20 protein-coding genes and 1 pseudogene are annotated in these 24,583 nt (G+C 61.3%); 9 read left to right on the plus strand and 12 right to left on the minus strand.

Annotation, left to right across the window (positions count from 1 at the left end; translation table 11 throughout):
• Nucleotides 1-3 precede the first annotated feature (3 nt).
• On the minus strand, nucleotides 4-762 hold the full coding sequence (locus HMPREF1219_RS07210; RefSeq protein WP_016458234.1) for a LytR C-terminal domain-containing protein: 759 nt from the start codon (nucleotides 760-762) through the stop codon (nucleotides 4-6).
• A gap of 3 nt (nucleotides 763-765) precedes the next feature.
• Nucleotides 766-1,008 carry a DUF3263 domain-containing protein gene (locus tag HMPREF1219_RS07215; protein WP_016458235.1) on the minus strand — a complete coding sequence of 81 codons (243 nt, stop codon included), beginning with the start codon at nucleotides 1,006-1,008 and terminating at the stop codon, nucleotides 766-768.
• Between the two features lie 40 nt (nucleotides 1,009-1,048).
• On the opposite strand from HMPREF1219_RS07215, the gene HMPREF1219_RS07220 reads away from it, so the two are divergent.
• The 6 genes from HMPREF1219_RS07220 (at nucleotide 1,049) to HMPREF1219_RS07245 (ending at nucleotide 6,031) form a co-directional block, all read left to right on the plus strand.
• Complete coding sequence (locus tag HMPREF1219_RS07220; protein ID WP_016458236.1) at nucleotides 1,049-1,585, plus strand: peptide deformylase; 537 nt, start codon at nucleotides 1,049-1,051, stop codon at nucleotides 1,583-1,585.
• Nucleotides 1,586-1,602: 17 nt separating this feature from the next.
• Complete coding sequence (locus HMPREF1219_RS07225; RefSeq protein ID WP_016458237.1) at nucleotides 1,603-2,304, plus strand: exodeoxyribonuclease III; 702 nt, start codon at nucleotides 1,603-1,605, stop codon at nucleotides 2,302-2,304.
• Nucleotides 2,305-2,420: 116 nt separating this feature from the next.
• Complete coding sequence (locus HMPREF1219_RS07230; RefSeq protein ID WP_016458238.1) at nucleotides 2,421-3,893, plus strand: phospholipase D-like domain-containing protein; 1,473 nt, start codon at nucleotides 2,421-2,423, stop codon at nucleotides 3,891-3,893.
• A 21-nt stretch (nucleotides 3,894-3,914) separates the two neighbouring features.
• A complete protein-coding gene (locus HMPREF1219_RS07235) occupies nucleotides 3,915-4,835 on the plus strand; it encodes a Na/Pi cotransporter family protein (protein ID WP_016458239.1) in 921 nt (306 codons plus the stop codon).
• A 13-nt stretch (nucleotides 4,836-4,848) separates the two neighbouring features.
• Nucleotides 4,849-5,193, plus strand: coding sequence for a hypothetical protein (locus HMPREF1219_RS12215; protein ID WP_016458240.1), 345 nt, complete (start codon nucleotides 4,849-4,851; stop codon nucleotides 5,191-5,193).
• A gap of 4 nt (nucleotides 5,194-5,197) precedes the next feature.
• Nucleotides 5,198-6,031 carry a hypothetical protein gene (locus HMPREF1219_RS07245; protein ID WP_016458241.1) on the plus strand — a complete coding sequence of 278 codons (834 nt, stop codon included), beginning with the start codon at nucleotides 5,198-5,200 and terminating at the stop codon, nucleotides 6,029-6,031.
• 61 nt (nucleotides 6,032-6,092) lie between these two features.
• Here HMPREF1219_RS07245 and HMPREF1219_RS07250 read toward each other — a convergent pair whose 3' ends face one another.
• The 6 genes from HMPREF1219_RS07250 to HMPREF1219_RS07275 form a co-directional block, all read right to left on the minus strand.
• Nucleotides 6,093-6,869, minus strand: coding sequence for an ABC transporter permease (locus tag HMPREF1219_RS07250; protein ID WP_016458242.1), 777 nt, complete (start codon nucleotides 6,867-6,869; stop codon nucleotides 6,093-6,095).
• Nucleotides 6,870-6,873: 4 nt separating this feature from the next.
• Complete coding sequence (locus HMPREF1219_RS07255) at nucleotides 6,874-7,821, minus strand: ABC transporter ATP-binding protein (RefSeq protein WP_016458243.1); 948 nt, start codon at nucleotides 7,819-7,821, stop codon at nucleotides 6,874-6,876.
• A 12-nt stretch (nucleotides 7,822-7,833) separates the two neighbouring features.
• A complete protein-coding gene (locus tag HMPREF1219_RS07260) occupies nucleotides 7,834-8,292 on the minus strand; it encodes an NUDIX domain-containing protein (protein ID WP_016458244.1) in 459 nt (152 codons plus the stop codon).
• An 84-nt stretch (nucleotides 8,293-8,376) separates the two neighbouring features.
• Nucleotides 8,377-8,865, minus strand: coding sequence for a protein-export chaperone SecB (locus HMPREF1219_RS07265; protein WP_016458245.1), 489 nt, complete (start codon nucleotides 8,863-8,865; stop codon nucleotides 8,377-8,379).
• Between the two features lie 26 nt (nucleotides 8,866-8,891).
• A complete protein-coding gene (locus tag HMPREF1219_RS12220; protein ID WP_016458246.1) occupies nucleotides 8,892-9,335 on the minus strand; it encodes a helix-turn-helix domain-containing protein in 444 nt (147 codons plus the stop codon).
• 82 nt (nucleotides 9,336-9,417) lie between these two features.
• Entirely contained in the window at nucleotides 9,418-9,720 is a 303-nt protein-coding gene (locus tag HMPREF1219_RS07275) for a type II toxin-antitoxin system RelE/ParE family toxin (RefSeq protein ID WP_016458247.1), read from the minus strand.
• A 360-nt stretch (nucleotides 9,721-10,080) separates the two neighbouring features.
• On the opposite strand from HMPREF1219_RS07275, the gene HMPREF1219_RS07280 reads away from it, so the two are divergent.
• The 3 genes from HMPREF1219_RS07280 to HMPREF1219_RS07290 are packed head-to-tail and all read left to right on the plus strand — an operon-like array spanning nucleotide 10,081 to nucleotide 14,823.
• Nucleotides 10,081-11,448: a hypothetical protein gene (locus HMPREF1219_RS07280; protein ID WP_040427430.1), complete on the plus strand. Its 1,368-nt coding sequence runs from the start codon at nucleotides 10,081-10,083 to the stop codon at nucleotides 11,446-11,448.
• On the plus strand, nucleotides 11,448-12,509 hold the full coding sequence (locus tag HMPREF1219_RS07285; RefSeq protein WP_016458250.1) for a transporter substrate-binding domain-containing protein: 1,062 nt from the start codon (nucleotides 11,448-11,450) through the stop codon (nucleotides 12,507-12,509). The genes HMPREF1219_RS07280 and HMPREF1219_RS07285 overlap by 1 nt, the downstream gene beginning before the upstream one ends.
• On the plus strand, nucleotides 12,502-14,823 hold the full coding sequence (locus HMPREF1219_RS07290) for a serine/threonine protein kinase (RefSeq protein WP_016458251.1): 2,322 nt from the start codon (nucleotides 12,502-12,504) through the stop codon (nucleotides 14,821-14,823). Before HMPREF1219_RS07285 ends, HMPREF1219_RS07290 begins: the two co-directional genes overlap by 8 nt.
• 146 nt (nucleotides 14,824-14,969) lie before the next feature.
• On the opposite strand, the gene HMPREF1219_RS07295 is transcribed toward HMPREF1219_RS07290, so the two are convergent.
• The 4 genes and pseudogenes from HMPREF1219_RS07295 to HMPREF1219_RS07310 form a co-directional block, all read right to left on the minus strand.
• Nucleotides 14,970-18,371, minus strand: a complete 3,402-nt coding sequence (locus tag HMPREF1219_RS07295) for a Rib/alpha-like domain-containing protein (RefSeq protein ID WP_016458252.1) — start codon at nucleotides 18,369-18,371, stop codon at nucleotides 14,970-14,972.
• A gap of 491 nt (nucleotides 18,372-18,862) precedes the next feature.
• Complete coding sequence (locus tag HMPREF1219_RS07300) at nucleotides 18,863-19,588, minus strand: hypothetical protein (protein ID WP_016458253.1); 726 nt, start codon at nucleotides 19,586-19,588, stop codon at nucleotides 18,863-18,865.
• 71 nt (nucleotides 19,589-19,659) lie between these two features.
• Nucleotides 19,660-23,184: a Rib/alpha-like domain-containing protein gene (locus tag HMPREF1219_RS07305; protein WP_016458254.1), complete on the minus strand. Its 3,525-nt coding sequence runs from the start codon at nucleotides 23,182-23,184 to the stop codon at nucleotides 19,660-19,662.
• Between the two features lie 640 nt (nucleotides 23,185-23,824).
• Nucleotides 23,825-24,583 (minus strand): annotated as a pseudogene (locus tag HMPREF1219_RS07310) (Rib/alpha-like domain-containing protein); the annotation flags it as partial.

The following is a 24,583-nucleotide window of genomic DNA, read 5'->3' on the forward strand; positions in this document are numbered from 1 at the left end:
CTCTTACTGGAGATCTTGCGTCACTACGACGACGAGCCCGGGATAGTGCTCCACGGAGGGGATCTTCGGCGCGTATTTGATTCCTAGTTCGGTAGCAACGCGCTTAGCTGCGGTTTCATCGCCCGGTCCGTAGTACACCATGGACTGTGGGGTCGCCACGTCCGGCAGGTTTCCTACTGTTCCCGTGGAGTTGCCGGCCGCGGTGAGCCTTCCTGCCACGTCCGCCGCGAGCCCCTGCACGGTGGAGTTGTTGAGCACGTTGACTACCGGCCGGGTATCTGGTGCTGGGGCTGCCGACGGCACGGCAGGTGCCGGGGTGGCGGGTGCGCCTGGCTGGCCCGGGGCGGGCTGATCAGGTTCTGCTGCCGGGGTCTTCCCTTGCGGGCGGTCGGCCTCACTCGACTGGGAGGCGGTGATCGACAGCGTCGAGGGCATTGCGGATTCCTCCGTCGCCGACATTGCCGTCGCACCCTCGCTGGACGCCTTGTGCTTGCCGTCCTTGGCGGGTGCCGCGGCCGCCGAGGTGGCGGTGGAGTCAGCTGCCGTGTTGGTGGCGCCGTCGTCGCCCTTACCCAGGAAGAACACGGCCCACAGGAGGATGAGGACGGCGACGGCGATGGCGATCATGCCGATGCCGCGGAGCGGAACGCCGGTGGTGGCCTGTGCAGCACCCGGGCGGGCAGCGTGCGCGCCGTGAGATTCGTGAGAATCAAAGACTTCGGTCTCGGCGGATTCGGACTCGTACCTATCGTTGCGTTCCATGGGTTAGATTTTACGCAATCGTTCTAGCTGAGCAAGCATGACCGGGTACTTTTCCCTGGCCCACGCGGTATCGATGAGCTTATTCAGGCGTTGGTAGTAGCTCACCGGGGTGAGGCCACGCTCGCGGATCAAGTCATCCTTCTTCCCCGAGGGCCGGGGATGGGCCTTTTCAAAGGCGAGGAGGGCGGCGTCGTCAAAGACGATGCCACCGTCAGCGGCGTCGGCCTCAGCCTGATCATCGTCCATACTTGTCTCCTTTCCCTGGTAACGTAATCGTACTGTGATTATGCCTATTGTGATTTGTGGCGACCCGGTTCTCCACACACCTACGAAACCAGTGACCACACCCGTCGATAAGCAGCTTATCGCGGACATGTTCGAAACCATGTACGCAGCCCAAGGCGTCGGCCTCGCGGCCAACCAGGTGGGGCTCGACCAGTCCTTCTTCGTCTTCGACTGCGAGGGTGTCAAGGGCGTGGTGGTCAACCCCGTGCTGGAGACAAGCGAGGTCCCCGAGACCATGCCCGACGAGGAGGACGACCTCGAGGGCTGCCTCAGCCTGCCTGGGGAGTACTTCCCCACCGGCCGCGCCTCGTGGGCGAAGGTAACCGGCACCGACGAGGATGGCAACCCCGTGGAATTCGAGGGCACCGATTTCTTGGCCCGCTGCTTCCAGCACGAATGCGGCCACCTCAAGGGCCAGGTGTACACCGATGTGACCATCGGCAGGTTCCGCCGGGAAGCCAAGCGAGCCATCCGCGACAACGGCTGGAAGACCCCGGGGCAGACGTGGACGCCCGAGCCGGGCGGTGAGGACGAGTAGACGCTAGGCTGGTCACCATGAGGATAGCCACGTGGAATGTGAACTCGGCGCGGGCGCGCTTCGACCGCATCACCGAGCTGCTCGCGCGCCACGATATCGATGTCCTCGCCCTGCAGGAAACCAAGATGAAGGAGTTTCCGCCGGTGGAGGGCTACGAGGTGGCCCACGTGGGGTACAACCAGTGGAACGGGGTGGCGATCCTCTCCCGCGTGGGGCTCGAGGATGTCCGCACCTCGTTTGTGGGCCAGCCCGATTACGAGGGCAAACCAGAAGGCCGGGCGGTCTCCGCGGTGTGCGGCGGCAAGCGTATCTGGAGCCTCTACGTGCCCAACGGGCGCGACATCGACCACCCGCACTACGACTACAAGCTGCGGTTTCTGTACAACTTCGCGCGCTACGCGGCACCGCACGCCGACCTCGCCATGGGCGATTTCAACGTGGTACCCCGCCCGCAGGATGTGTACGACGAGGAGGCGCTCACTACCCACGTCACCGAGCCGGAGCGCCAGGCGTTTGAATACTTGACCGACGTGCTGCCCGTGGTCTCCCCGGACGAGTACACATATTGGGATTACCAGGCGCGCAGGTTCGACCGCGACCAGGGCATGCGCATCGATTTCCAGCTTTCCCGCACCCCCGCCACGCAGGGGTTTGTGGACCGCGCCGAGAGGGCTGGCAAGAGCTCCGACCACGCGCCCGTCGTCTGCGACTTCGCCTAACTATCGCTGCTGTGTGGGTGTATCACTCCGGGCTCGTACACTTATAGACTAACGTCATCTGCGTCAGAAGCAGTGCCCGCGCAGGGCACCGGCGTGTGAGTTAGAGGAGGTCGGGCGTGTCCAACTGGGAGATTGCGGTACTTGTTGCGGAGTACCTCATCAAAATTCTCGCTGTCGGCCTCGTACCCGATGGGCGCAAGCCCGGCTCTGCCAACGCGTGGCTCCTGCTCATCCTTTTCCTGCCGGCCGTCGGTCTCCCCCTCTACCTGCTCATGGGCTCCAACTACGTGGACCGACGCCGCCACCAGCGGCAAAAACGCGCCAACGATTCCATCTCCGAGGTGTTTGATTACTGGGAGAACCCCTCCGTCGGCCCGGAGGTGGATTCCATCATGAGGCAAAACCGCACCCTCACCCACATCCCCGCGCTGGGTTCCACTGTGGAGGGGTTCCACCCCGGTTACGAGGAGTCCATCGACGCCATGGCCCGCGCCATCGACACCGCGGATAAGTACGTCTACGTGGAGATTTACACCATCGCCTGGGACGAGACCACCGACCCGTTCTTTAAGGCGCTGGCCCGGGCCACCGCCCGCGGGGTGACGGTGAAGCTGCTCTTCGACCACATCGGCACGTTCAAGTACCCCAAGTACCTGAAGCTGGGTGAGCGCCTCGATTCTATCGGTGTGGACTGGCGGCCGATGCTGCCGCTGCAGCCGTTCAAGTGGCGCTTCCGCAGGCCGGATCTGCGCAACCACCGCAAGCTCGTGGTCGTGGACAACCAGGTGGCGTTCATGGGTTCGCAGAACATGATCGAGCGCAGCTACCGCACCGCTTTCCAGCGCCACTCCGACCGTGCGTGGGTGGACGCCATGGTGGAGCTCACCGGCCCCATCGTCTCCACTTTGACCATGGTGTTCGCCATCGACTGGTACAGCGAGACCGAAGAGATCGTGGAGTACACCGAGCACCAGATCCCCGCCGGCGAGGATGTCATGCAGCTCGTTCCCTCCGGCCCGGGCTTCACTGCGGATCCGAACCTCCGCCTGTTCAACTCAGTGGTTCACAGCGCCAAGGAGCGCGTGGTTCTCTGCTCTCCGTACTTCATCCCGGACACCTCGCTTCTCGACGCCGTCACCTCGGCCGCCTACCGTGGCGTGCGCGTCCAGCTGCTCGTCAACGAGAAGGCCGATCAGTTCATGGTGCACCACACCCAGTGCTCGTACTACCAGAACCTTCTCGACGCCGGCATCGAGATCTACCAGTACCCCATGCCCTACGTGCTGCACACTAAGTACGTTCTCGTGGACCCGGGCTCAGCTGACGCTGAACCGACTACCCCGGGCGCTACGACAGGTAGCACCCCCACCACGTGCGTATTCGGCTCGTCCAACATGGACATGCGCTCCTTCGGCTTGAACTACGAGGTGTCGCTGTTCGCCACGGGCCAGCTGTGCACGGATCTGGAGCGCCTCACCGACGAATACCTCAGCGTATCCAAGCAGCTCACGCAGGAGGAATGGTCCACCCGCTCGTTCCCTCGGCGGTGGCTGGACAACGCGCTGCGCCTGACGTCGGCGCTGCAATAACCGCCGGTTAAGGTTATAGGTATGCCCACCTCGTACGCCCCCATCGGCACGGTCCAGCGCCGCAGCACTGGCCGTGATGTGCTGTTCACGCGCGCCGGTGCCGCCGTGCGCTGGTTCATCATTTTTGTGGCAACATGCGTGCTCATCGGCGCAATCTCCTTGATGGCTATGGGGCTCGCTTCCGTGGGCGAGGACCTCCTCTCCGCGGGCACGCTCGGCACGGGCATCATCGCCGCGGCGATCACTCAATCCTCCTCCTTTGTCACGCTCATGGGCTCGGGCGCTGTGGTGCTGGGGGCAAACATCGGCACGTGCTTCACCGCGGGCGCGGTGGCGGTGGTGTTCAGGCACTCGTTTCGGCGCGCGGCCACGGCGTTCTTCCTGCACTTTTGGGTGAACGTGATCGGCGTGTTGCTGTTCATCCCGTTCATCTCCTCGCTGCCCACCTCGGATCTTCACCCGGTGCCGAGCATCCACTGGGCGTGGTCGATTGTGGGCCTGGTGATGCTCTACGTGGCCATCCGTGTGATCACGGTGCAGCTGAGGGTGCTCATCTCCGCAGGGCAGACGGGCCACGTGGGCTTCTGGGTGGGGTTTGCGCTGGCGGCGGTTTTGCAATCGTCCACGGCGATCACAGCGGCCGCGATCCCGGTGGCGGCGGTGCGGGCGGTGTCCGCCCATCGGCTGCTGCGCTTCATCTCAGGGGCGAACCTGGGCACGTGCACCACGGCGCTGCTGTTTTTGGGCAGCACGGGCAACACGGAGGGCGCCACCCTGCACCTGGTGTTCAACCTGGTCACGGCTGTGTGCGTGTTCCTGTTCCCCGAGCTGTTCCTCGCGCTGGCCTGCGTGTGCGCCCGCTACTCCACCCCGCTGCGCCTGGGCGTGTTCCTCGCCGTGTTCTTCTTCGCTCTTCCCCTCGCGTCCATCTTCATTGTGTAGGTACCCTAGGCCTATGTCCGACGAACCTACCGGCCGTCGAGGCCGCCAGTACCTCTCCCTTGTGGTCGCCGCCGCGTTGTACCTGCTGGTACCGCTGCTGGTGGCCGTCGCCGTCAGTTCAACCTCCGCCCGCACCACCGTGCTCCTCGTTGTTCTGCCCTTGGGGTCGCTGGCTCTTGGGCTTGTCGACGTTCACCTCTTCCGCCCCACCGCATCGTTCCCCATCATGTGCACGGTGTTCATGTGGATTTCCACGGCCATGTACTTCAACGATGGCACGTGGATTTACGCCGTGGGCATGGGCGTTCTCGCCTGGCTTGGCGGGCGCCTTCCATCCGCCAAGGAAACGAAGGACTAGGCGCATGGAAACGTGGAGCCTGGAGCACCCGGAACACGGAACCATCACCCTCGAGTGCGGCTACGACGACGAGTTTCGCGATCTCTACCCCGATTGGCCGGGCGAGGAACAACTCACCACGCCCCCGCCCACGAGAGAGGCCACGATACTGGAGCGGGCCCGCTGGCGTTTTTCCGGCAACACGGTGCGGCTCCAGCTAAGCCTGGACGGTGAGAGCCTGTCGCGATACGGGGACGCAGACGAGAAGGCCATCCCGCTCAAGAAAGCGGAAGACCCCCACAAATTCCAATTGATGGGGACGGTGTCGCGCACGCAACCACGCGTCACGGTGGATTCCAACACACTACGCGAGGTCATCCACGTGACCTACAGGGACGAGGACACCGTTGTGCAGTTCGAACCCCCGGCAGGGTCCCGGGCCGCCAAGCGCGCCGCCTCGCTCGAATCATCGCCCGTCAAGCGCGCGCTCTTCCCCATGCTCTCCGGGTTGGGGAAGGCCGGCTGGGCGATCGCTGTGTTCATCCTTGCGCCTATCCTCGGACGACTGTTGCAACCGGTGATTGAGTGGCTTGCCCGCCTCTTCCCGGACTTCACTATTCCCCCGCTGCCGGACCTGTACCTGCCGGTGCCTTCCTACCCGGATCTTTATCTCCCCGTCCCCCACCTCAATGTGCCGCCGCTTCCGGAGCTCCCGGCGTGGGTGGACACCGTCATGGAATACCGCAAGATGTGGCTTCCCATCGTCATCGGCATCGGCGTGGGGATTATCGCGCTGCGCAACTACCGCCGCTCGGAGGAGACAAAGAAAAAGTGGCAGGCCGATCGGCCTGCCACCTAAACGCCGGTGACCATTAGCTGCAGGGTGACCATTAGCTGCAGGGTGACCTTTAGGTCACCCTCTAGACGTCCCGCTTTTCCAGGGAGATCATCGAGCAGATGACCAGAACTGACAGCAGCGCGAGGAAGTACCACAGGGAGCCTTCCCAGCCCCACGGGGCCGTCTTGCCCGTCATCATGTGGGTCACGTCGTGCCTCGACATGAAGGCGTTGAAGTTGGTAAACGGCATGAGGTAGAAGATGTGCTCGCCGATCTTGGGCAGCAGACCGAGCAGGCCCTCGATCATGGAGGTGAGCAGCACGATGGCAATGGAACCCGCCGTCGAGCGGGTGAGCCACCCCAGCGCCTGGCCGACGGTGACGTACACGATGGCCTGGAACGGGTAGAGCCACATGAAGCGCTGTGAGCGCTCGTCGCCCCACACGTCGAGGGACTGGCCGATCGGCCCGCCGACGATGAACTTGGCCAGGTACAGGCACAACAGCACCGTCACAAAGGTGAGGAGTGCTGCCAGCAGCGCGTAGATGAGCCACTTGGCCAGCGCCACGAGTGGCCGGTTGGGCGTGGCGAGGAACGTGGCGGACTGGTAGCGGTTGCCGTACTCGTTGGTCACCACGAGCACCGCCTGGATGGCGAGGACGAGGTAGCCGGCCTGACCCACGAGAGCGAGCAGGCTGTCAACGGAGAACTGCATGACGGCGTTGGGGTCCATGCGCACCAGAAGTGCGGTGAGCGAGGAGAAGCCCACGCACAGCACGAGGTAGATGCCGGTGGTCCAGTAGATGGACGAGGTGGACCACAGCTTGGACCACTCGGATTTCATTGTTTGGAGAAACATTTTCCTAGTGCTCCTTTTCCTGCTCAAGCTCCTCACCGTGGTACTGCACGGCAGTGGAGGTAGCCTTCATAAAGACGTCTTCCAGCGAATCGTGTACCTCGGTGAGCTCGCTGATGAGCACGCCGGTGGAGAAAGCGAGCGCGCCCACCTCGTCGGAGGTTTTGTCCTTCACCATGACGAACGGGCGCTCGTCCTCGTCGGTGCCGTCGGTAAACGGGATCGACTCCATGGCCAGCGCGCTCTTGAACTGCTCCAGGTACGGGGAACGTACGCGGACGGAGACGGTGGAGGACTGCTTGAGGAAGTCATGCGTGGTGGTATCAGCCACGAGCTTGCCCTGGCCGATGACGATGAGGCGATCGGCGGTTTGCGCCATCTCGCTGAGCAGGTGGGAGCTCACCAGCACGGTGCGCCCCTCGGCGGCGAGGTTGCGCAGGAACCCGCGCACCCACCGGATGCCTTCGGGGTCAAGGCCGTTAACCGGCTCGTCGAAAAGCAACACCTCCGGGTCCCCGAGCATCGCGACGGCGAGCCCCAGGCGCTGCCCCATACCGAGGGAGAACTTCCCAGCCGGGCGCTTGGCCACCTCCGTCAGCCCCACAAGCGCGAGGACCTCGTCCACACGGGAGCGGGGGATACCGTTACTATCGGCGATCCACGTCAGATGCGCCTTGGCGGAGCGCTTGCGGTGCACGGCCTTGGCGTCCAGGAGGGCACCCACCGTGCGCAGGGGGTTCTTAATCTTGTGGTAGGGCACGCCGTTGATGGTGGCGTAGCCCTTCGTGGGATTATCAAGCCCGAGGATCATCCGCATGGTGGTCGATTTACCCGCCCCGTTAGGCCCGAGGAAGCCGGTGACAACACCGGGCTTGACGGTAAAGGTCAGGTCATCGACAGCAACGGTGGACCCGTAGACTTTTGTCAATCCGTTGACTTCGATCATGTCAACCATCTTTACACGTTGCTAACCTTCGTGCATACCTCGTTGTATAAGTATGGGCAGACTGTTAGCAAATGGTGACAATAACGGGAGCTTTTTCAGGTTGTTCACATTCACCCAGGCAAGTTCCTCACTTTCTGCGTTGGGTGTGACCTCAAGCTCATCGTCGCAGTGGCCGATGACGGTGGTGTACGTCCACCCGTCCACGCGGGTGGTGACCACCTCAGAGACGATGCGCACCTGATCCACGTCGATCCCCGTCTCTTCCTGCGCCTCCCGCAGCGCCGCCTCCCGGGCCGTTTCGTGGGAATCACGCGCCCCGCCGGGCAGCGCCCACGTGCCGCCCGCGTTGGTCCACGCCGCCCGGTGCTGCATGAGGACGGTGCCCGCGCGGCTGACCAAGAAGAGCCCCGCCGAGCCGAATTTTCCCCACCGCCGCACGCCATCGGAGCCGCTCACAAAACCGTTGCCATCACCACGCATACCCCCAGACTAGTGAATCGGCGGTACAGGTGGCGTGTCGGGCGCGTCTATCTGCTCCGATATTCGAGAACGCTTTTCGGCTATCTACGCTTTTAGGAAATCGAGAATCAAAGGAGGCAGTCCGGCACGAGTAGTCACATCTGTCACAAACTCTCGTGCATAGGGGTAAATCGCAAAAATACCCGTCGTCTTTGCAAAAGCTTCCAACGACTCCTCATTCCATTCGCAGTCATCGTTCACCACGAACGCAGTGTTGTAAGCGAAGTTGATTGTCGCCACATTACTAGGTTGTTCAGAGTCACTCGATTTGTCTGAAGTATGTTCGGATTCGTCGGCGACGAATATGACAACGCCGAACTTGGCAGAAACTACCAGAACGTTTGGTTCCTCTGTTTCTCCGGCTGAAAGCTCAATATTCATTTGAATAGAAAGCTCATCGCTCGGTTCAACTACGTTAACTAGTTGAAAGTCAGATTGAACTAGCCTCAGATCTCGTAGACTTGCACCCGCCGCGATTTTAGCGGCACGTAATCTGAATTCCTCCGGAACTTCAACGGATTTCTTTTCAGACACCTGCTCTCCCCTTCTGGAAAATTGTTTTAACTTGCCCGCACAAAGGTCATCTCGCTAGCAGTTCGCGCTGCCCGTTCCACAGAGTGCAACGGAGTAGACCGTTGTTCTTTGGGCTGAAACTTCACCGAGGATGGTGCCCTGTTCGCATAGGGCAACGTGCTGGTCAGCGAAGTTACATTAGAGCTCGTGCTGTCGACAACGATCCGCAGCTGCGCTCCCACTGCGCGCGCATACCTCTGGAGGGTGGAAAAATAAGGATCTCCACCATTTTCCAGATCTGACACAGCAGACTGTGACGTGCCCATCGCCTGCGCAACGTCACGCTGAGTAAGTTTTTGCCCCTTACGAACGGAGCGCAGTGCGGATAAGACAGTAGCGCGGAACTCTGCGTCCTCGAATGCCTCGCGAAACTCGTCATCCACGAGAAACTCATCGAGATCAAAATCCTCAGTCAAGTGCTGCTCTGTCATCTTTACCTCATCTCACTTATCGGTATTAACCGATATCTCCACTGAAGCATAGAATTAAACCTACAGATGTGCAAGTGATCACCTAACCCGGTTTCGCCGCTCGCCATTCCTTCGCCCGCTTCTTAGCCTTTTTTACCTCGTTCATTGCGCGATTCTGATTCTTAAAAAAGCAGGCGAGAATAATGTAATGGACGGGAGAATCCTGAAAGAGCGCTATCCGATACTGATTCCCCCGAACCGACGCCCGAATCTCGTACACGCCATCGCCTAGACTTCGCATTTCGCGAGTAGTTATTTCAGCACGCTCTAGCTGCTTCAGTTGCACCGCAAGCGCAGCTTGTCCCTCTTTTTCTAAATCGTAAAACTCACGCTTCGTTACAGCCATCCCCTCCCCTCCGGGGCGAAACCATCGGATTTGATTGTGCGGCAACTTTCCCCTCCGATTCGCTCCATTTCTTTTTCTCGACGTTACCACCCCCACACCAGCTCTTGTAGCAATTTTCTACTTGCTCATTGGCTCCGCATTTACTCATTGTGAGGTTCTCTATTTCAATTCGAACCTTTACTCTGGTGTCTTTCGGTGCACCTATACCAGTTATCCTCGGGAAGGTAGTTCTTAAATCTCTCGCCAACCTGTGGTCTCATAGGTGAAGAACTCCTCTAGAAAAGGTATCTTCTTCAAAGTTGATTGCGGAGAACTGTGCACCCCTACCCCAGATCCTTTCCAGCCACTACACTAAAAAGAATGGCAAGGATTGAGGGTGCCGACGATAGCTGGCTGGATGTGCCACGCACAGCCGCCGTGCGACGGCGCGACAAAATCCTTGCATGGATCGGGCAGCCGATCCAGTGGTTCTCCTCGGCGGCGGAATTCTCCCGCACCACCCCAGGCATCATGGTGGTGGCCACGCTCCTCATCTCAATCTTGGTGCTGCTCGGCGGGGTGGTCACCCTCAACTCCACCACCGACCGGCGGGCCGCCTACCAGGAGCTCGCGCAGACGGCGGAGCCCGCCAGCTACTCCGCCCACAACATGTACACCTCGCTGGCGCTCACCGATACGCTCGCCGTGACGGGTCTGGCGGAGTTCTCCTCCAGCTCCCGCGACGTGAAGACGGCCTACGTGGATCCTCTCAACAAGGCGACGCTCGCCGGGACGGAGACCGCCGCCAACGCCACCGGCCCCGGCGAACTCGCCGCCGTGGCGCGCGTCAACCAGAACCTGCCCACCTACGCCGGGCTCGTCATGACGGCGCGGATGAACGTGCGCGCCGGCAACCCCATCGGCTCGGCGTACATGGCGCAGGCCAACTCCCTCATGCGGGAGCAGCTGCTGCCCGCCGCCGGCGAAGTATTCACCTCCTCCACGCAGCGCGTGCAGCGGCAGCTCACGGACCTCACCAAGCCGCAGTGGTGGTCCATCGGCCTGCTCGGGCTCTCGTTTGTGGGGCTTGTCCTCGTGCAGCTGTGGCTCGCCCGGCGCACCCGGCGCCGTCTCAACGCCGGGTTCCTCACTGCCAACGTGCTCGTCGCGCTCGCGCTCGTGTGGCTCGGCGGTGGCAACGTGGTGGCCTGGCGCGCGGCGAGCGTGGGCGCGCAGGAGGCGGCGGCGCCGTACACGGCCCTGACGGATGCGCGGATTGAGGCGCAGCAGGCCCGCACGGCTGAGACGCTCGCGCTAGTGAGAAGGGGGGCCGGGAACGAGGCGTCGATAAGCTTCACAGAGGCAACGGACCAGGTGGACGCGGCGATCACTCAGTTCGACCACTCGCGGCTCAACACCCCGGGGCGCGACGAGGCGGCCGCCGCGCGGGCGGCGCTGTACTACTGGGAGAGCGTGCACGACGATTTTGTTGCTGCCCTTGAGCGCGGCGATTACGAGGCATCGACCCGGCTGGCGCTGGCGCCCGGGAACTCCACCGGCGAGGCGTTCACCGCGCTCGATAGCTCTCTCACCACGCTTATCGACGCCTCCCGCGCCGGCACCCGCTCCTACATTTCCCAGGGCTTTCGGTCCACCACCGGCACCGGGCTGGGCGTGCTCAGCCTTTCGCTCCTCGCCATCGTCGCCGTGTGGCTCGGCATCCGCCCCCGGTTGCAGGAGTATCTGTGATGCGCGCGGCACGTTTCATGCGCGCGGAACGTTTCGTACGCGCGGCACGCACAGTGTGCGCGCCACCTGTTATCGCGCTCGCGCTCCTCGCCGCCGGGTGCGCCAACGAGCCCCAACCCGCCGAGCCCCTGTGGAACAACGAGGAACTCACCCACAACGAGGGCCTCCCCCAGGGGGCGGAGATCCTCTCCGCGCGGGACGTGGACCAGGTAGACACCCCCGCCGGCCTCCTCGAACCATCGCTTCGGCCCGTGCCCACCCCGCCGGCCGAGCTCATCCCCGAGATCTACGAGCGCGGCTACATCATCGTCGGCGTGGAGCAATCACAAAACCTCATGAGCTACCGCGACCTCACCACCGGCGAACTCATCGGGTTCGAGATCGACCTCGCGCACGAAATCGCCCGCGATATCTTCGGTGACCCCTCCAAGGTGGCGTTCCGGTACGTGGATGCCGCCGGACGCGAGGCGGCGCTCAGCGCACCGGCTGGCGCCCGGGTGGACATGGTCATCCGCGCCATGACGATGACACGCTCGCGCGCGGACAACATCGACTTCTCCGCCCCCTATTTTTCCACCTCCGCCGGTTTCATCACCGACCGGGATTCCATCATCGATACGGTGGAGGAGCTCGACCACGCCACCGTGTGCGTGGCGCAGGGGTCCATCAACCAGTACCGGGTCGCCCGGCTCGCACCTGACTCCACGCTCGTCACCACGCTCAGCTGGTCCGATTGCCTCATGGCGCTGCAGAAACAACAGGTGGATGCCGTGTTCAGCGATACCGCACTGCTCGCGGGCATGGCCGCCCAGGACGCGTACACGCGGATCACCGCCGTGAACGGCGACAGTGATTACTACGGCATTGGTATCAAGCAGGGCAACGATAACCTCACCCGGCAGGTGAACAAGACCGTGCAGCGGATCATCGCCGACGGCACGTGGCGCACCATGTTCAACCGCTGGTTCGGGCAGTACCTTGCCACCCCCGGCCCGCCCGCACCGCTCTACGCCGAGGACCAACACAACGAGGCGGGCACAAAGGAGGAACACCGTGGCTGAAACCGAAGCAATCGCCTTCAACCCGTTTGACGATGATGACGACGAGGACGAATACGGCGGCACCGAGCTACAGGCGCTCATAGATAACCTCGCCGGCATCGATTACCCCGCCACCATGGCTACCATGGCGCAGCCCAACGCCGACGACGCGCCCGGTGCCACCGCCGATCCCTCCGCCAAGTACCGCAAGATCGCGCTCGAAGAATTTCGGAAGCGGCGCACCGATAGCAGGTCGGGCCGGATCGTCGCCGACGGCATGGTCACCCTCCCCTTCGTGCCGCTCACGGACCCACTCACCGCGTGCGTGGACCCCACCACCTTCACCGGTGTGGAACCACCGACTTTGCACAAGGGCGACGTGGTTGCCGGCCAGTACGATGTCAAAGGGGTGCTCGCCCACGGCGGGCTGGGATGGATCTACCTCGCCCAAGACCGCAACGTGTCCGGCCGCTGGGTAGTGCTCAAGGGCATGCGCGGGGACGCCAAGGCCGAGGACAAGGGCGCCGCCGTTGCCGAGCGCGAGTTCCTCGCCGATATCACCCACCCCGAGATCGTGCGGATTTACAACTTCGTCGATGATCCGCGGGTGGAGGACGGCTTTATCGTCATGGAGTACGTCGGTGGTCCCTCTTTGAAGGAGCGGCGCAAAACGTACGAGAACCGGCTCTACCCCGCCGACCTCGCCATCGGCTATATCCTCGAACTCCTCCCCGCCCTTGACTACCTGCACTCCCGCGGGGTGGTGTACAACGATGTCAAGCCCTCCAACATCATTTTGACCGAGGACCAGGTCAAGCTCATTGACCTGGGTGCCGTCTCCGGCATCGGCGCGTACGGCTACATCTACGGCACCAAGGGCTTCGCAGCCCCTGAGGTCCCCACCGAGGGACCAAGTATCGCCAGCGACATTTACTCCATCGGCCGCACGCTCGCCAGCCTCATCGTGGACATGCCCAAGGGCTACGACGGCCGCTACCTTCCCGGCATCCCCTCCCCCAAGAACGAGCCCCTCTTCCGGCGCCACCTCTCCCTCTACCGATTGCTGCAGCGGGCCACCAACCCGGACCCCAGCAAACGGATGGCAAGCGTGGACGAACTATCCACCCAGCTCTACGGGGTGCTGCGCGAAATTCGCGCCGTCCGCGATCACACCTTCTTTCCCGCGCAGCACTCGATGTTCTCCCCCCAGCGCGCCACCTTCGGCACCAAGCATCGAATCTTTCGCACCGATCAGCTTATCGACGGCATCAACCGCACCGTCTACCTCACACCCCAGGAGATCGTGTCCGCGCTCCCCATCCCCAACATCGACTCCTCTGACATCGGCGCGCCCATCATCAACTCGGCCGTGTACTCCGAACCCGCCGAAGAACTTGAATCTATGCAGCAGGCCCTCCAGGTGGAAGAATACCGCTCCTCACGGGAGATCCCGTACAACATCGTCCGCATCCTCCTCGATATGGGGCTCACCGGCGAGGCACAGACATGGCTCACCGCACTCGAGGCGGAGCTCGGCACCAACTGGCAGATCGCCTGGTTGTCCGGCATCACCAGTTTGCTTCTTGATAACCTCCCGGCCGCCCAGCGTCACTTCGACACCGTACTCGCCATTCTCCCCGGAGAGGCCGCACCGAAACTGGCGCTCGCGGCCACCGATGAGCTTATCCTCCAACGCATGGGGATGGCGCGCACTCCGCTGCTCAACGACACGATCACCCGCGCGGCCGCCGTCCTCAACCAGCAGATGAACGACCTCAAGCTGGAGATCATGAGCGACACATGGTCGCACATCACCACAGACCCCGCCGCCCTCCGGTTCCACACCATGCGCCTGTACGCACTCGTGTGGATGACCAACCCCACGACCGTGTCCAGCGCCTTTGGGCTTTCCCGTCTGCTGGTGGTGGAAAACCAGGTGGAGCTCGCCGTCCGCGTGCTCGACAGGCTCAACGCCAGCTCCCGGCACCACCGGATGAGCAAACTCACCACCATCGTCACGCTTATTTCCGACGATCCCACCGAGTCCCGCATCCGCCGCGCCGCCCGTCGGCTAGAGGAGATCCCCACCAACGAGCCCCGGCTCATGCAGGTGAAAGTGGCGGTTCTCTCCGCTGCTCTCCTGTTCCTGCGCAACCACGGCCTCGACGCCGCGGCGAGCACCAATCCCCTCTTTGAGTACCCGTTCACCCAAACCGGCATTCGCACTGGCTTGTCCACCACCCTCCGCGCCCTGGCCCGCACCGCCCCGTTCGCCCGCCACCGCTACACCCTCGTTGACCTTGCCAACGCGGTGCGCCCCTCCACCACGTTTTAGGAAGGTTTGCACTCCCCGCCGATCCAGGCCCATCGGCGCACACGCACCGACCCCACCGACAAACCGAACCCCCAGCCTACCTCCACGGAGGTGGCTGGGGGTTCGGTAAACCAGATGAAGTTATGTTTCCTAACTACTACCTGTGACTACTTGTTGGAAGTGGTCGTAGTGGTAGTGGTGCCGGACGCATCCTTGTCGCTGGACAGGTTGGAGCTCAGCTGATCCCCACCGGGAGCGCACTGCGTTGCGGCAACGCCTGCGAGCAGGCCGAGCGATGCGAGGAAGGCAGCTGCGAGAGCGGCGTTCTGCATGTGCGGAGCAACGTTGTACTTGAACTGGGTGGCCAGCTCAGGGTTGTAGATACCCAGGGTCTTCTGGATACCGGTGTTGATCTCCTCAACCTTCTTGCCAAAGGCGCCGGCAATATCGCGAACCTCGGGGACGTTTCCAACCAGGCCGAGAGCGACCGGGAGGAGGAGCAGCAGCGGCACTGCGGAGGCGGCGGAAGCGCCGACGCACACGCCGAGCTGATCGTCAGACATACCAACCTTGATGGTCACCGTGTCGATGACCTTGCCGGTCTTGTCCTTAACAGTCACGGTGATGGTATCGCCGTACTTGGCGCTACCGGGCTTAACCGTGAGGTTGCCGTCCTTATCGATGGACGCGGTTGCGCCACCGTTGGCCGGGTTGCTGTTCTTCACGTCAACCGTGTAGCCGGCGTTCGGATCGTACTTGTCGCCCTTGTTAGGCAGGGTGATGTCCTTGCCAGCAGGGGTGGAGCCGTTGTCCCAATCCGGGGTGCCCTCAGCGATCGGGTTCGGGTTGATGTTGCCGCCGTTGGTGGCATCGGTCGGGTACTTGTCCTGGCCATCCGGGATACCGTCTCCATCGGTGTCCTTGTTGGTCGGGTCGGTGCCGTTCTTCAGCTCGTCACCGTCGGAGATGCCGTCGCCATCGGTGTCAGCGTTGTTCGGATCGGTGTAGAAGGGGCCAGAGATGACCTTGGTGTTGCCGTCCTTGTCCTTGACGGTGATGGACGGAACCTGCGGGTTACCGTTGATTTCCTCGCCGTCGGTGAGGCCATCGTCATCGGTGTCAGCCTTGTTGGGGTTGGTCGGCTTGTTGCCAAAGTGAACGTTCTTGGAACCGTCAACCTCGTCGCCGTCCTTGATGCCGTCGCCATCGGTGTCGGCCTTGTTCGGATCGGTGGGGTCGTTGTTGAACGGGTTCTTTGCGCCGCTCTCTTCGTCCTTGTCGGTGATGCCGTCCTTATCGGAATCGGTGCCAACGTGGACAACAACCGGAACCTCATCCTTGGAGCCATCCGGGTAGGTCACAACGACGGTGGCATCCTTGTCACCCTCGCTTGTGGTGTCAACCGGCTCCTTGAACTCGGTCTTGGTGCCCTCGGGGAGCTCGTTAAGGTTAGCGATGGAGTCGTCAGCCTTCGGGGTCTCACCCTTGTTGACGGTCTGATCCTTGCCCTGAGGCTCGTACTTGGAGGCGTCCGTCTCCTTATCGGAGATGGTGTACTTGAAGGACTGCTCGACCGGCTTGCCGTCCTTATCGGTGATCGGCTTGCCGTCCTTGTCCACAGCCTTCAGTGTGACATCGTAGTTACCAGCCTTCGTCGGGGTGCCCTCGATGGTGTACACCGGCTTGCCGTTCTCATCCTTGGACTCGACGAGCTTGAGGCCCTCAGGCAAGCCCTCTGCAACAACCTTGCCACCCTCAGGGAGGTTGGTGGTGTTGACCTTGACCGGATCGATGGTCTTGCCAACGGTGCCTTCCTGATCTGCAACGTCTGCGATCCTCGGGGTGGAGGTGACGATGAAGGAGTCAGAAGCGATGTCGTTGTAGCCATTATTCACAACAGCGTAGAAGAAGTCGCCGTCCTTAGCATCGGCAGGAACCTCGAACTTGGAGCAGTCCTTGTCACCATCGGTGAGGTTGGAGATGGAGGTAATCTTGCAAGACTTCAGCACCTTGCCGCTACCATCGCGCCACTCCATGGTGGCACCGGTAACGGGGAGCTCACCGGTGAGCTTAGCCTCAGCAATATCACCAGGAGCTGCGGGGTGCTCAGTCGCGTCAAAGTTGGTGATGTCCAGCTTCACCTGAGTGTAAGGAACACCAGCGAAGCGCACGTTGTACAGACGGCTCATGCGGGTGCTACCTGCACCAGCTGACCAAGCGTTGTTAATTGCGCTGATCGGGGAAGGACGCCACTGGTTCACCTGATCGTAAGCCTGGAAAACAGGCTGCAGGTAAGTGGAGTAGGAGGGAACGACGTTACCCTGCGGATCCTCGACCCACATGTAGAGGTTCTTCTGGAAGCTGTCTGCAGCACCCAGGGTCTTCTCATGGGTAAACATCTTGTCGGAGAAGCGGAGCTTGTAGTTGCCATCCTTATCGGTCTTGCCGTACACGGTACCGGCGATGGCATCCGGGTTTTCAGCAAGGAACTTCTTGGTGGCAGCCGCCTGCTTCTCAGCCGGCAGGGAACGCACATCGCGTTCGTACTTCTGGATGGCATCCGGGGTGAGCGCAGAGGCGTACACGGTGTAGCCCTGAGCCTTCGGGTCAGCGACAGCCGTAGCACCATTGAGCAGTTGACGCTCATTGCCCGTCTCCAGCCACACGTTGCCGGAAACGGTACGAGTCAGGTAACCGGGGACATCAGCGTTGTAGTCGCCGTGGGCCGGATCCTCGACAAGCTTGTCGCCCGTTGCTTTCATGTAGTTGACACCGTCGGCATCCGGAATCTCGAACATCCACACACCGGTCTTGGCCATGTTGCCATTGGTCTCAACGCCACCCGGGAATTCGCCGATGCCGCCACCGTTGCCACGATCGTAAGCGAACGGAACCATGCCAGGAGCGGTGCGCAGCGGAACCAGGGTATTTCCGGTCTGCGGGTTCTGGGTCGGCTCGACCCAGATGCGGTAGCGCTGGTCTCCTTGAGTCTTAAAACGGTGCGTCTTGCCAGCGGCATCTACCCACTGGGGAAGAGCGAACGCGTAAGTACCCTTGCCACCGACGGTACCGCCCTTTCCATCGCTTTCCTCAGCAATGGTATCGGACGTCTTGGTGGAGTACACGGGAGAAACAGCTCCATCGCTATCCATCCACTGCATGTAAACCGGGGTGCCAGCTGGAATGGAATCGAATCCACCCCAGTTCGCCGTCAACAGGGCGCCACCCTTAGGGGTGAGAATTTGCGCACGGCCGGAAACTACGTCCTTACCGGCGGTCTGAGCGCTGGTGAGATCAACAGCCTTAGCGATCTGGCCAGATGCAATCGCATCGACATTGTAGGAGCCATCGGCCTGCAGCTTCGGCTGCGTCAGGCCCGGCTTGTCTACGCTGCCGTAGAAGTGCTTCTTGTCAAGGTTTACATTGGTAGCCTCATCTGCAGCTGCAGTCGCAGCGAACTGCGGCGCAACAACGGGCTGGATAGTCGGCGCAACGAGCGCCAGGGAAAGAGCGGCAGCGGCGAGCGAAACGCCGCGGCGGATCTTTCCGTTCTTCATGTGGATAGCCATGTAACTGGTCCTCTCAGCTTGAAAGAGATTTTCGTTCATTACGACGGTTGAGTTTTCACCTTCAAAACCACACCTTCGAGTCCCAAAATCGGAACACAAAGTTCGCAACGGCACCTATCTTAAAGTTCCCTAAGCAAAAGACCAAAATACATTAATGATTAAGTTACCCTTCCATAGGTTATTCACACCCCAATAAGTCTCAAAATTGTTGAACTCCCTGCGGGAATAACGTACGTTTATATGCAACATAATTAGGTCAGGGGCCTAAATTGCATTCTTACATAAGACCTTCAGCTACCCCCGTGCGGGGGTGCATCGACTCTGCAAGATTTTATTGGAGATGACCAAAGCCGTAGCTCTTCTCATGCTTCTATCAGGTTCCCTTCGCGTGACCACGAGTGAGGTACCACACAACAAGAAGTTCCCCGTCTCCTCTAAGGAGGACGGGGCACTTGCTATTTAGTTGTTACCAAGTCCAGCGACTCGATGTACTACGTACCGGAATTCTCATTCCGCGTAGTTCTCGTCGTATTCGTCGTGCCCTTGTCGCTCGACAGGTTGGAGCTCAACTGATCTCCACCAGGTGCGCACCGCGTCGCGGCAACGCCGGCAAGCAGGCCGAGCGATGCGATGAACGCGGCGGCCAGAGCCAGGTTCTGCATGTGTGGAGCAACGTTCTGCTTGAAGGCGAGAGCAAGCTCAGGGTTGTAAGTGCCCAGAGTCTTCTGGATACCGGTGTTGATATCCTCAACCTGCTTAGCAAAGCCATCGGCGATCTGCTTTACCTGCGGGTTGTTGCCGGCCAGGCCGAGAGCAACCGGGAACAGGAGCAGCAATGGGATGGCGGAGGCAGCGGAAGCGCCGATGCAGATGCCGAGGTGATCGTCGGACATGCCGATCGTGATCGTGACATCGTCGAGCTTGTTGCCGTCCTTGTCAGTCACCGTCACCTTGATGGTGTCACCGTACTTGAAATCCTTGGTGTCCAAGGTGATATCGCCGGTAGCCGGGTCGAAGTAAATCTTGCCGTCCTTGGTAGCGAAGTCCTTGACATCACCTGCCAGACCCGGAACCTTCGTGCCGTTCTTCTCAACGAAGAACTTCGCACCATCCGGAACCTTCTCGCCGACGTTCTTGATCGGATCGGACTTGCCACCCTCAGACGCAGTGGTGTCGTCCCAGGCCGGGTTGCCCTCGGTAGTGCAGTGCTCACACAACGCGAACGGCCCGCACGCGAACGTGCGGGCCGAAGCGAGAGAGTTATGAAATTACAGTGTGAATCCCAGCGTTACGCCTCCTTGTTCGGGGTTGTGGTGGAAGCGTCCTTGGACGGAAGCTCCGAGCTCGTGTTAGCACCGGGAATGCACTGCGTGGTGGCGAGGCCAGCCAGGAGCGCAATGGCGGCGATGAAGCCTGCACCGAGGGCGAGGTTGCCCAGGTGCGGTGCGATGTAATTGCGGAATGTCGCGGCAAGCTCCGGGTTGAAGATCCCGAGGGACTTTTGGATGCCGACGTTGATCTGCTCGATTTGCTTGTTGAAGCCGTCGGCCACAGCGCGCGCCTCGGGGCTCTGGCCGGCCAGGCCGATGCCGAGCGCCAGCGGGATGAGAAGCAACAGCGGCACAGCCGAGGCGGCGGAGGCGCCGATGCACACGCCTTCCTGCTGCTCGGAGAGGCCCACGGAGATTTCCACGGGGTTACCAATGGTCTTACCGTCCTTGCCCTTCACCGTCACGGTGATGGTCTCGCCGGCCTTGGAATCGCCGGCCTTGACGGTCATATTGCCGTCCTTATCAAAGGTGACGTAATCGCCTGGCTTGTCCACGGCCTTGCCGCCCTTGGTCACGGTAACCGTGTAACCTGCGGGGAGCTTACCGCCGTTGTTCTTCACCTCGACGGAGCCACCCTCCTTCACCGTTGAGTTGTCCCAGCTGGGAGCATCCGAGGCAATCTCATCACCCTCGAAGGTGGTGCGGGTGCCGTCCGCCGGGTAGGCATCATCACCGTCGTTGACGCCGTCGCCATCGGTGTCCTTCACAGTCGGGTTGTAGCCGAGCTGAAGCTCGTAGGCATCGGACAGGCCGTCGCCGTCGGTGTCAGCATTGTTCGGGTCGGTCTTGAACGGCCCGGAGATGACCTTCTTGTTGCCGTTGGTATCCGTGATGGTGATGGATGGGTAGCCGGCGTTGCCGCCGGTCTCCTCGGCGTCCGACAAGCCGTCGTTATCGGAATCCATGAGGCGCGGGTCGTTTTCACCGTCGGAGGTACTGGTCTTGGTTCCGTCCAGCGGGAAAGCATCCTCGCTGTCCGGCACGCCGTCGCCGTCAGTGTCCGGGTTGGTGGGATCGAGGCCCTTGGAGAGCTCGTAGCCATCGTCGAGGCCGTCGCCGTCGGTGTCCGACTTGTTCGGTTCGGTCGCGAACGGTCCCTGCTTTTCCACCTCGTTGCCGTTCTTATCCACGAACGAGATCGACGGTACCTGCGGGTTGCCGGACTTTTCCTGGTTATCGGTCAAGCCGTCACCATCGGAATCCTTAGCCACGGTGGCCTTACCATTGGTGGCATCGGCGGGGTTTGCATCGTCGCCGTCTTTCACGCCGTCACCGTCGGTGTCCTCGTTGGTGGGGTCGGTGCCCTGGGCAAGCTCATCGGCATCGGACACGCCGTCGCCGTCGGTATCAGCCTTGTTCGGGTCCGTGAAGAACGGGCCGGCAACGACCTTGACGTTGCCGTCCTTATCAGTCACGGTGGGGGAGGGAACCTGGGGGTTACCGGCCAGCTCCTCACCGTCGGAAAGCCCATCACCGTCAGTGTCAGCCTTCGCAGGGTCGGTGGGCTTGTTACCAAAATGGGCGTTGAGCGCACCGGAAGCCTCGTCGGCGTCGGTGACACCGTCGTTGTCACTGTCCGTGCCCACGGTGAACTTCAGCGGGGCAGCGTCGGTGGACCCATCCGGGTAGGTGACGGTGACCGGAATCTCCACCGTCGTGTTGTTCGCAACATCCGGCCCCGGGGTCACGGTGACCACACCGGTGGTGGGATCCACCTTGGCGGTGAAACCAGCCGGAACCTTGGACTGATCGATGGAGTACACGGTGCCCTCCGGCAGGTCCTCGGCACCGTTCGGGGAAACCTCCACTGGCTGGCCGGCCTCGCCGGATGCCGGGGAGTACCCGGGGGCGTACGTGGCGGCGTCGCTGTCAGCGACGGTGACCGTGGCCGGAACCCTGTCGGTGGAACCATCCGGGTAGGTCACCACGACGGTGACATCCTTGACACCAGGAGTGGAGGTATCCACATCCGTGGCGTAGGCGATCGTGGTGCCCTCGAGCAGGGATGCAGCATTCTTGATGGACTTCGCCGCATCCGGGGTCTCGCCCACGCGGACGGTCTGCGGGGTAGATTCCGGTGCGTGCTTATCCGCCTCGGTCTCCCCTACCTTGGTGTCCATCGCGGGAAGCTCGCTCTTGATGTCCTGCGGTGCAACCGCGAAGTCGATGGCAGCCCAGGCCTTGCGCTCATCGCGCCACTGCGCCTCGAGGGAGGAGGTGCGCCACGAGCCGATGACGACGTTGTTCGGCGCAACGAAAATCGGCTTAACAAAGTTGGAGTAGGCAGGAACGATGTTGCCGTCCGGGTCCGTCACCCACATGTACACGCGCTCCATGTTGGGGCGCTGGCCGTTGACCTCATCAAAGCGGAGGGTGTAGAAGCCGTCCGCGTTGACGGTGGCGACCTTCGTCTGCTGCAGGTACTCGGGGTGATCTTTGAGAATCTTCTGCGTCTCTGCGACCTGGGTTTCCTTCGGCTCGGATTCTATGAGCTGCGACAGGCGGGTGTAGCCCTCGTTGTTGAGGGTGGTAGCCCACACCTTGTAGCCGTTGGCGAGCACCTCGCCACCCTTGGTCACGCCGTCATAGCGGGGGCCGTTGGCGGCGGACAGGTTCTGGTCACCCGCGCCGTTTTCCAACCACACGCGGCCGGCGATGAAATCGTTCTCGCCCGTCGTCTGCGCCTGGGAGCGGTTGAACGCCTCGCCTGCGCTCTTGGACACATTCTTGGCCACGAATTTATCGTGCGGGGCCTCGTACATGAACAGGGCCACCTTCTGCATGGACACGCCCGCGTACTGGAACGAGCCGAGGAGCTGGTCGCCCGACTTGACCCACTCACCCACGGTGAGGCCGCCGGCCTGACGCATGGGGATCATGGTGTTGCCCGTGGCGGGGTTGGTGTAGTTATCGATCCACAGGCGGTACTCCTGGCCGCGGTGGGCACGGTACTCGTGCTTATCGCCGAGTTTATCCACCCAGCTCAGCCGGCCGCCGTCGGGGTTATTGAAGGAGAAGGTACCCTTGCCGCCGTTGCCGGCAACAACGTCCTTGAGGTCATGGGTCTTAGCCTTGAACCACGGCGACTCGGAGAGCTCTCCGCCCGCATCCTTCTCCCGCAGCTGCAGGTACACGGTCTGGCCGGTGACCGGGATGTTGCCGTTATCGTAAGTGGCGCCCGGGTTGCCGTTCGGGTGTGCCTCGTAGATGTGACCGTTGATTTGGCCTGCGTACTTGAGCCCGTATCCGAGCTGGGCGGCGCTGGTGATCTTGCCGCTGGCGATGCCGTCGGCCTCGATGGCCTCGTCCTTGATCTTCACGGCCTCGTCGTAGGTGAGGGTGGTTTCAGCATTGGCGACGGCGGCGAACTGGGGTGCTACGACGGGCTGAATGGTGGGGGCTACGACGGCGAGGGAAAATGCGGCCGCAGCGATGGAGATGCCACGGCGAATACGCCCGTGACGGGTACGGATGGTAGCCATTAGTCTGGTCCTTTCAAATGACTTATCTGTGGAGTTTTTCAAACCCTAAGAGCCTGTTAAGACAACCCGCGATTCACGTGCATTTTACCAGCCCTCTTGATTTGTATGTACTTAATTCTAAGGTTTTCTTACCCTTTTGTCTATCTTCTACTCAGTAAATTATTTACTTTTCCACGCAATAGCACTCCAGCGGCGACGCACTGGACCGCATCATCCGAGGTCACACCTAAAAATTAAACAGCACCCCAGATCCCCATCCCTCTCAGAGTTCCTCAGTATCAGCCAGACTACTACCCCACATCGAGGGAATTGCACACACTCGGCACTAATTGAATCCCCATATTCATGAGTTCCTCCCCCACTTCACAACGAGCAACCACGCCCCACAAAACAAGGAGAATACGAGCGCTGCCTGCACACGGAGTCCAAACCCGAACACACACCGCAGCAAGACTGATAGCCACTCATGAAGCGGACCGCTGCACGCCAGGACATGAACATCACCCCCACAGACACCAAGATGGCCCCACGCGTTGCCACGTGAGGCCATCCTTGACGGTAGTCTCTAGCTTCTTCGCAGAAGATCTAGCGACTGTTCTCCCAAGGAAAGGAGCCTATTTCTCCTCCAAAGAGGAAGTTTTTACTTGTTGGTGGTGGAGCCGTTGGAGCTGCCACCGTTCGGGGTGCACTGCGTTGCCGCGACACCAGCCAGCAGGCCGATGGCTGCGATGAACCCTGCCGCGAGAGCGAGGTTCTGCAGGTGCGGTGCAACCTGAACCTTGAACTGCTGAGCAAGAGCCGGGTTGTAGATACCCAGAGTCTTCTGGATACCAGTGTTGATATCCTCGAGCGTCTTACCGAAGCCAGCCGTGAGATCCTTCACCTGCTGGTTGTCCATGGCCAGACCAAGGGCAATCGGGGTGAGGAGCAGCAGCGGCACAGCCGAGGCAGCAGACGCACCGACACAGACCTGAGCCTGCTCTTCGGTGAGACCCGGGATGGAGCCCTCTGCGGTACCAGGCTTGGTGACCTCGATCGGGAACCGGTCGATTTCCTTGCCGCCCTTCTCGATGACTACGTCGTATTTGCCAGGCTTAGTCGTTTCAGGGACCTTAACCGTGACCTTGCCGTCCTTGTCGATCTTGACGGTGCCAGGAACAGTGTTGCCATTCCCATCGACGACCTTACCTGTCACACCAGTGGTGTCTCCAGTGACCTGACCATCGATGCCGTGATCCTTGTTGTCCGCAGGAACCTTGGAGGTGGAGGTATCAGAATTGTTGTCATCCTTACCAGCCTCATGGCCCTTCACCGGAACCGTGAACGTCTGCGAACCATCCTTAAGATCCGGATCCGTCACAGTCACCGTAATCGGACCATCAACCTTGGTACCAGGAGT

It is taken from the genome of Corynebacterium pyruviciproducens ATCC BAA-1742 (genome assembly GCF_000411375.1).
Classification (GTDB): Bacteria; Actinomycetota; Actinomycetes; order Mycobacteriales; family Mycobacteriaceae; genus Corynebacterium; species Corynebacterium pyruviciproducens.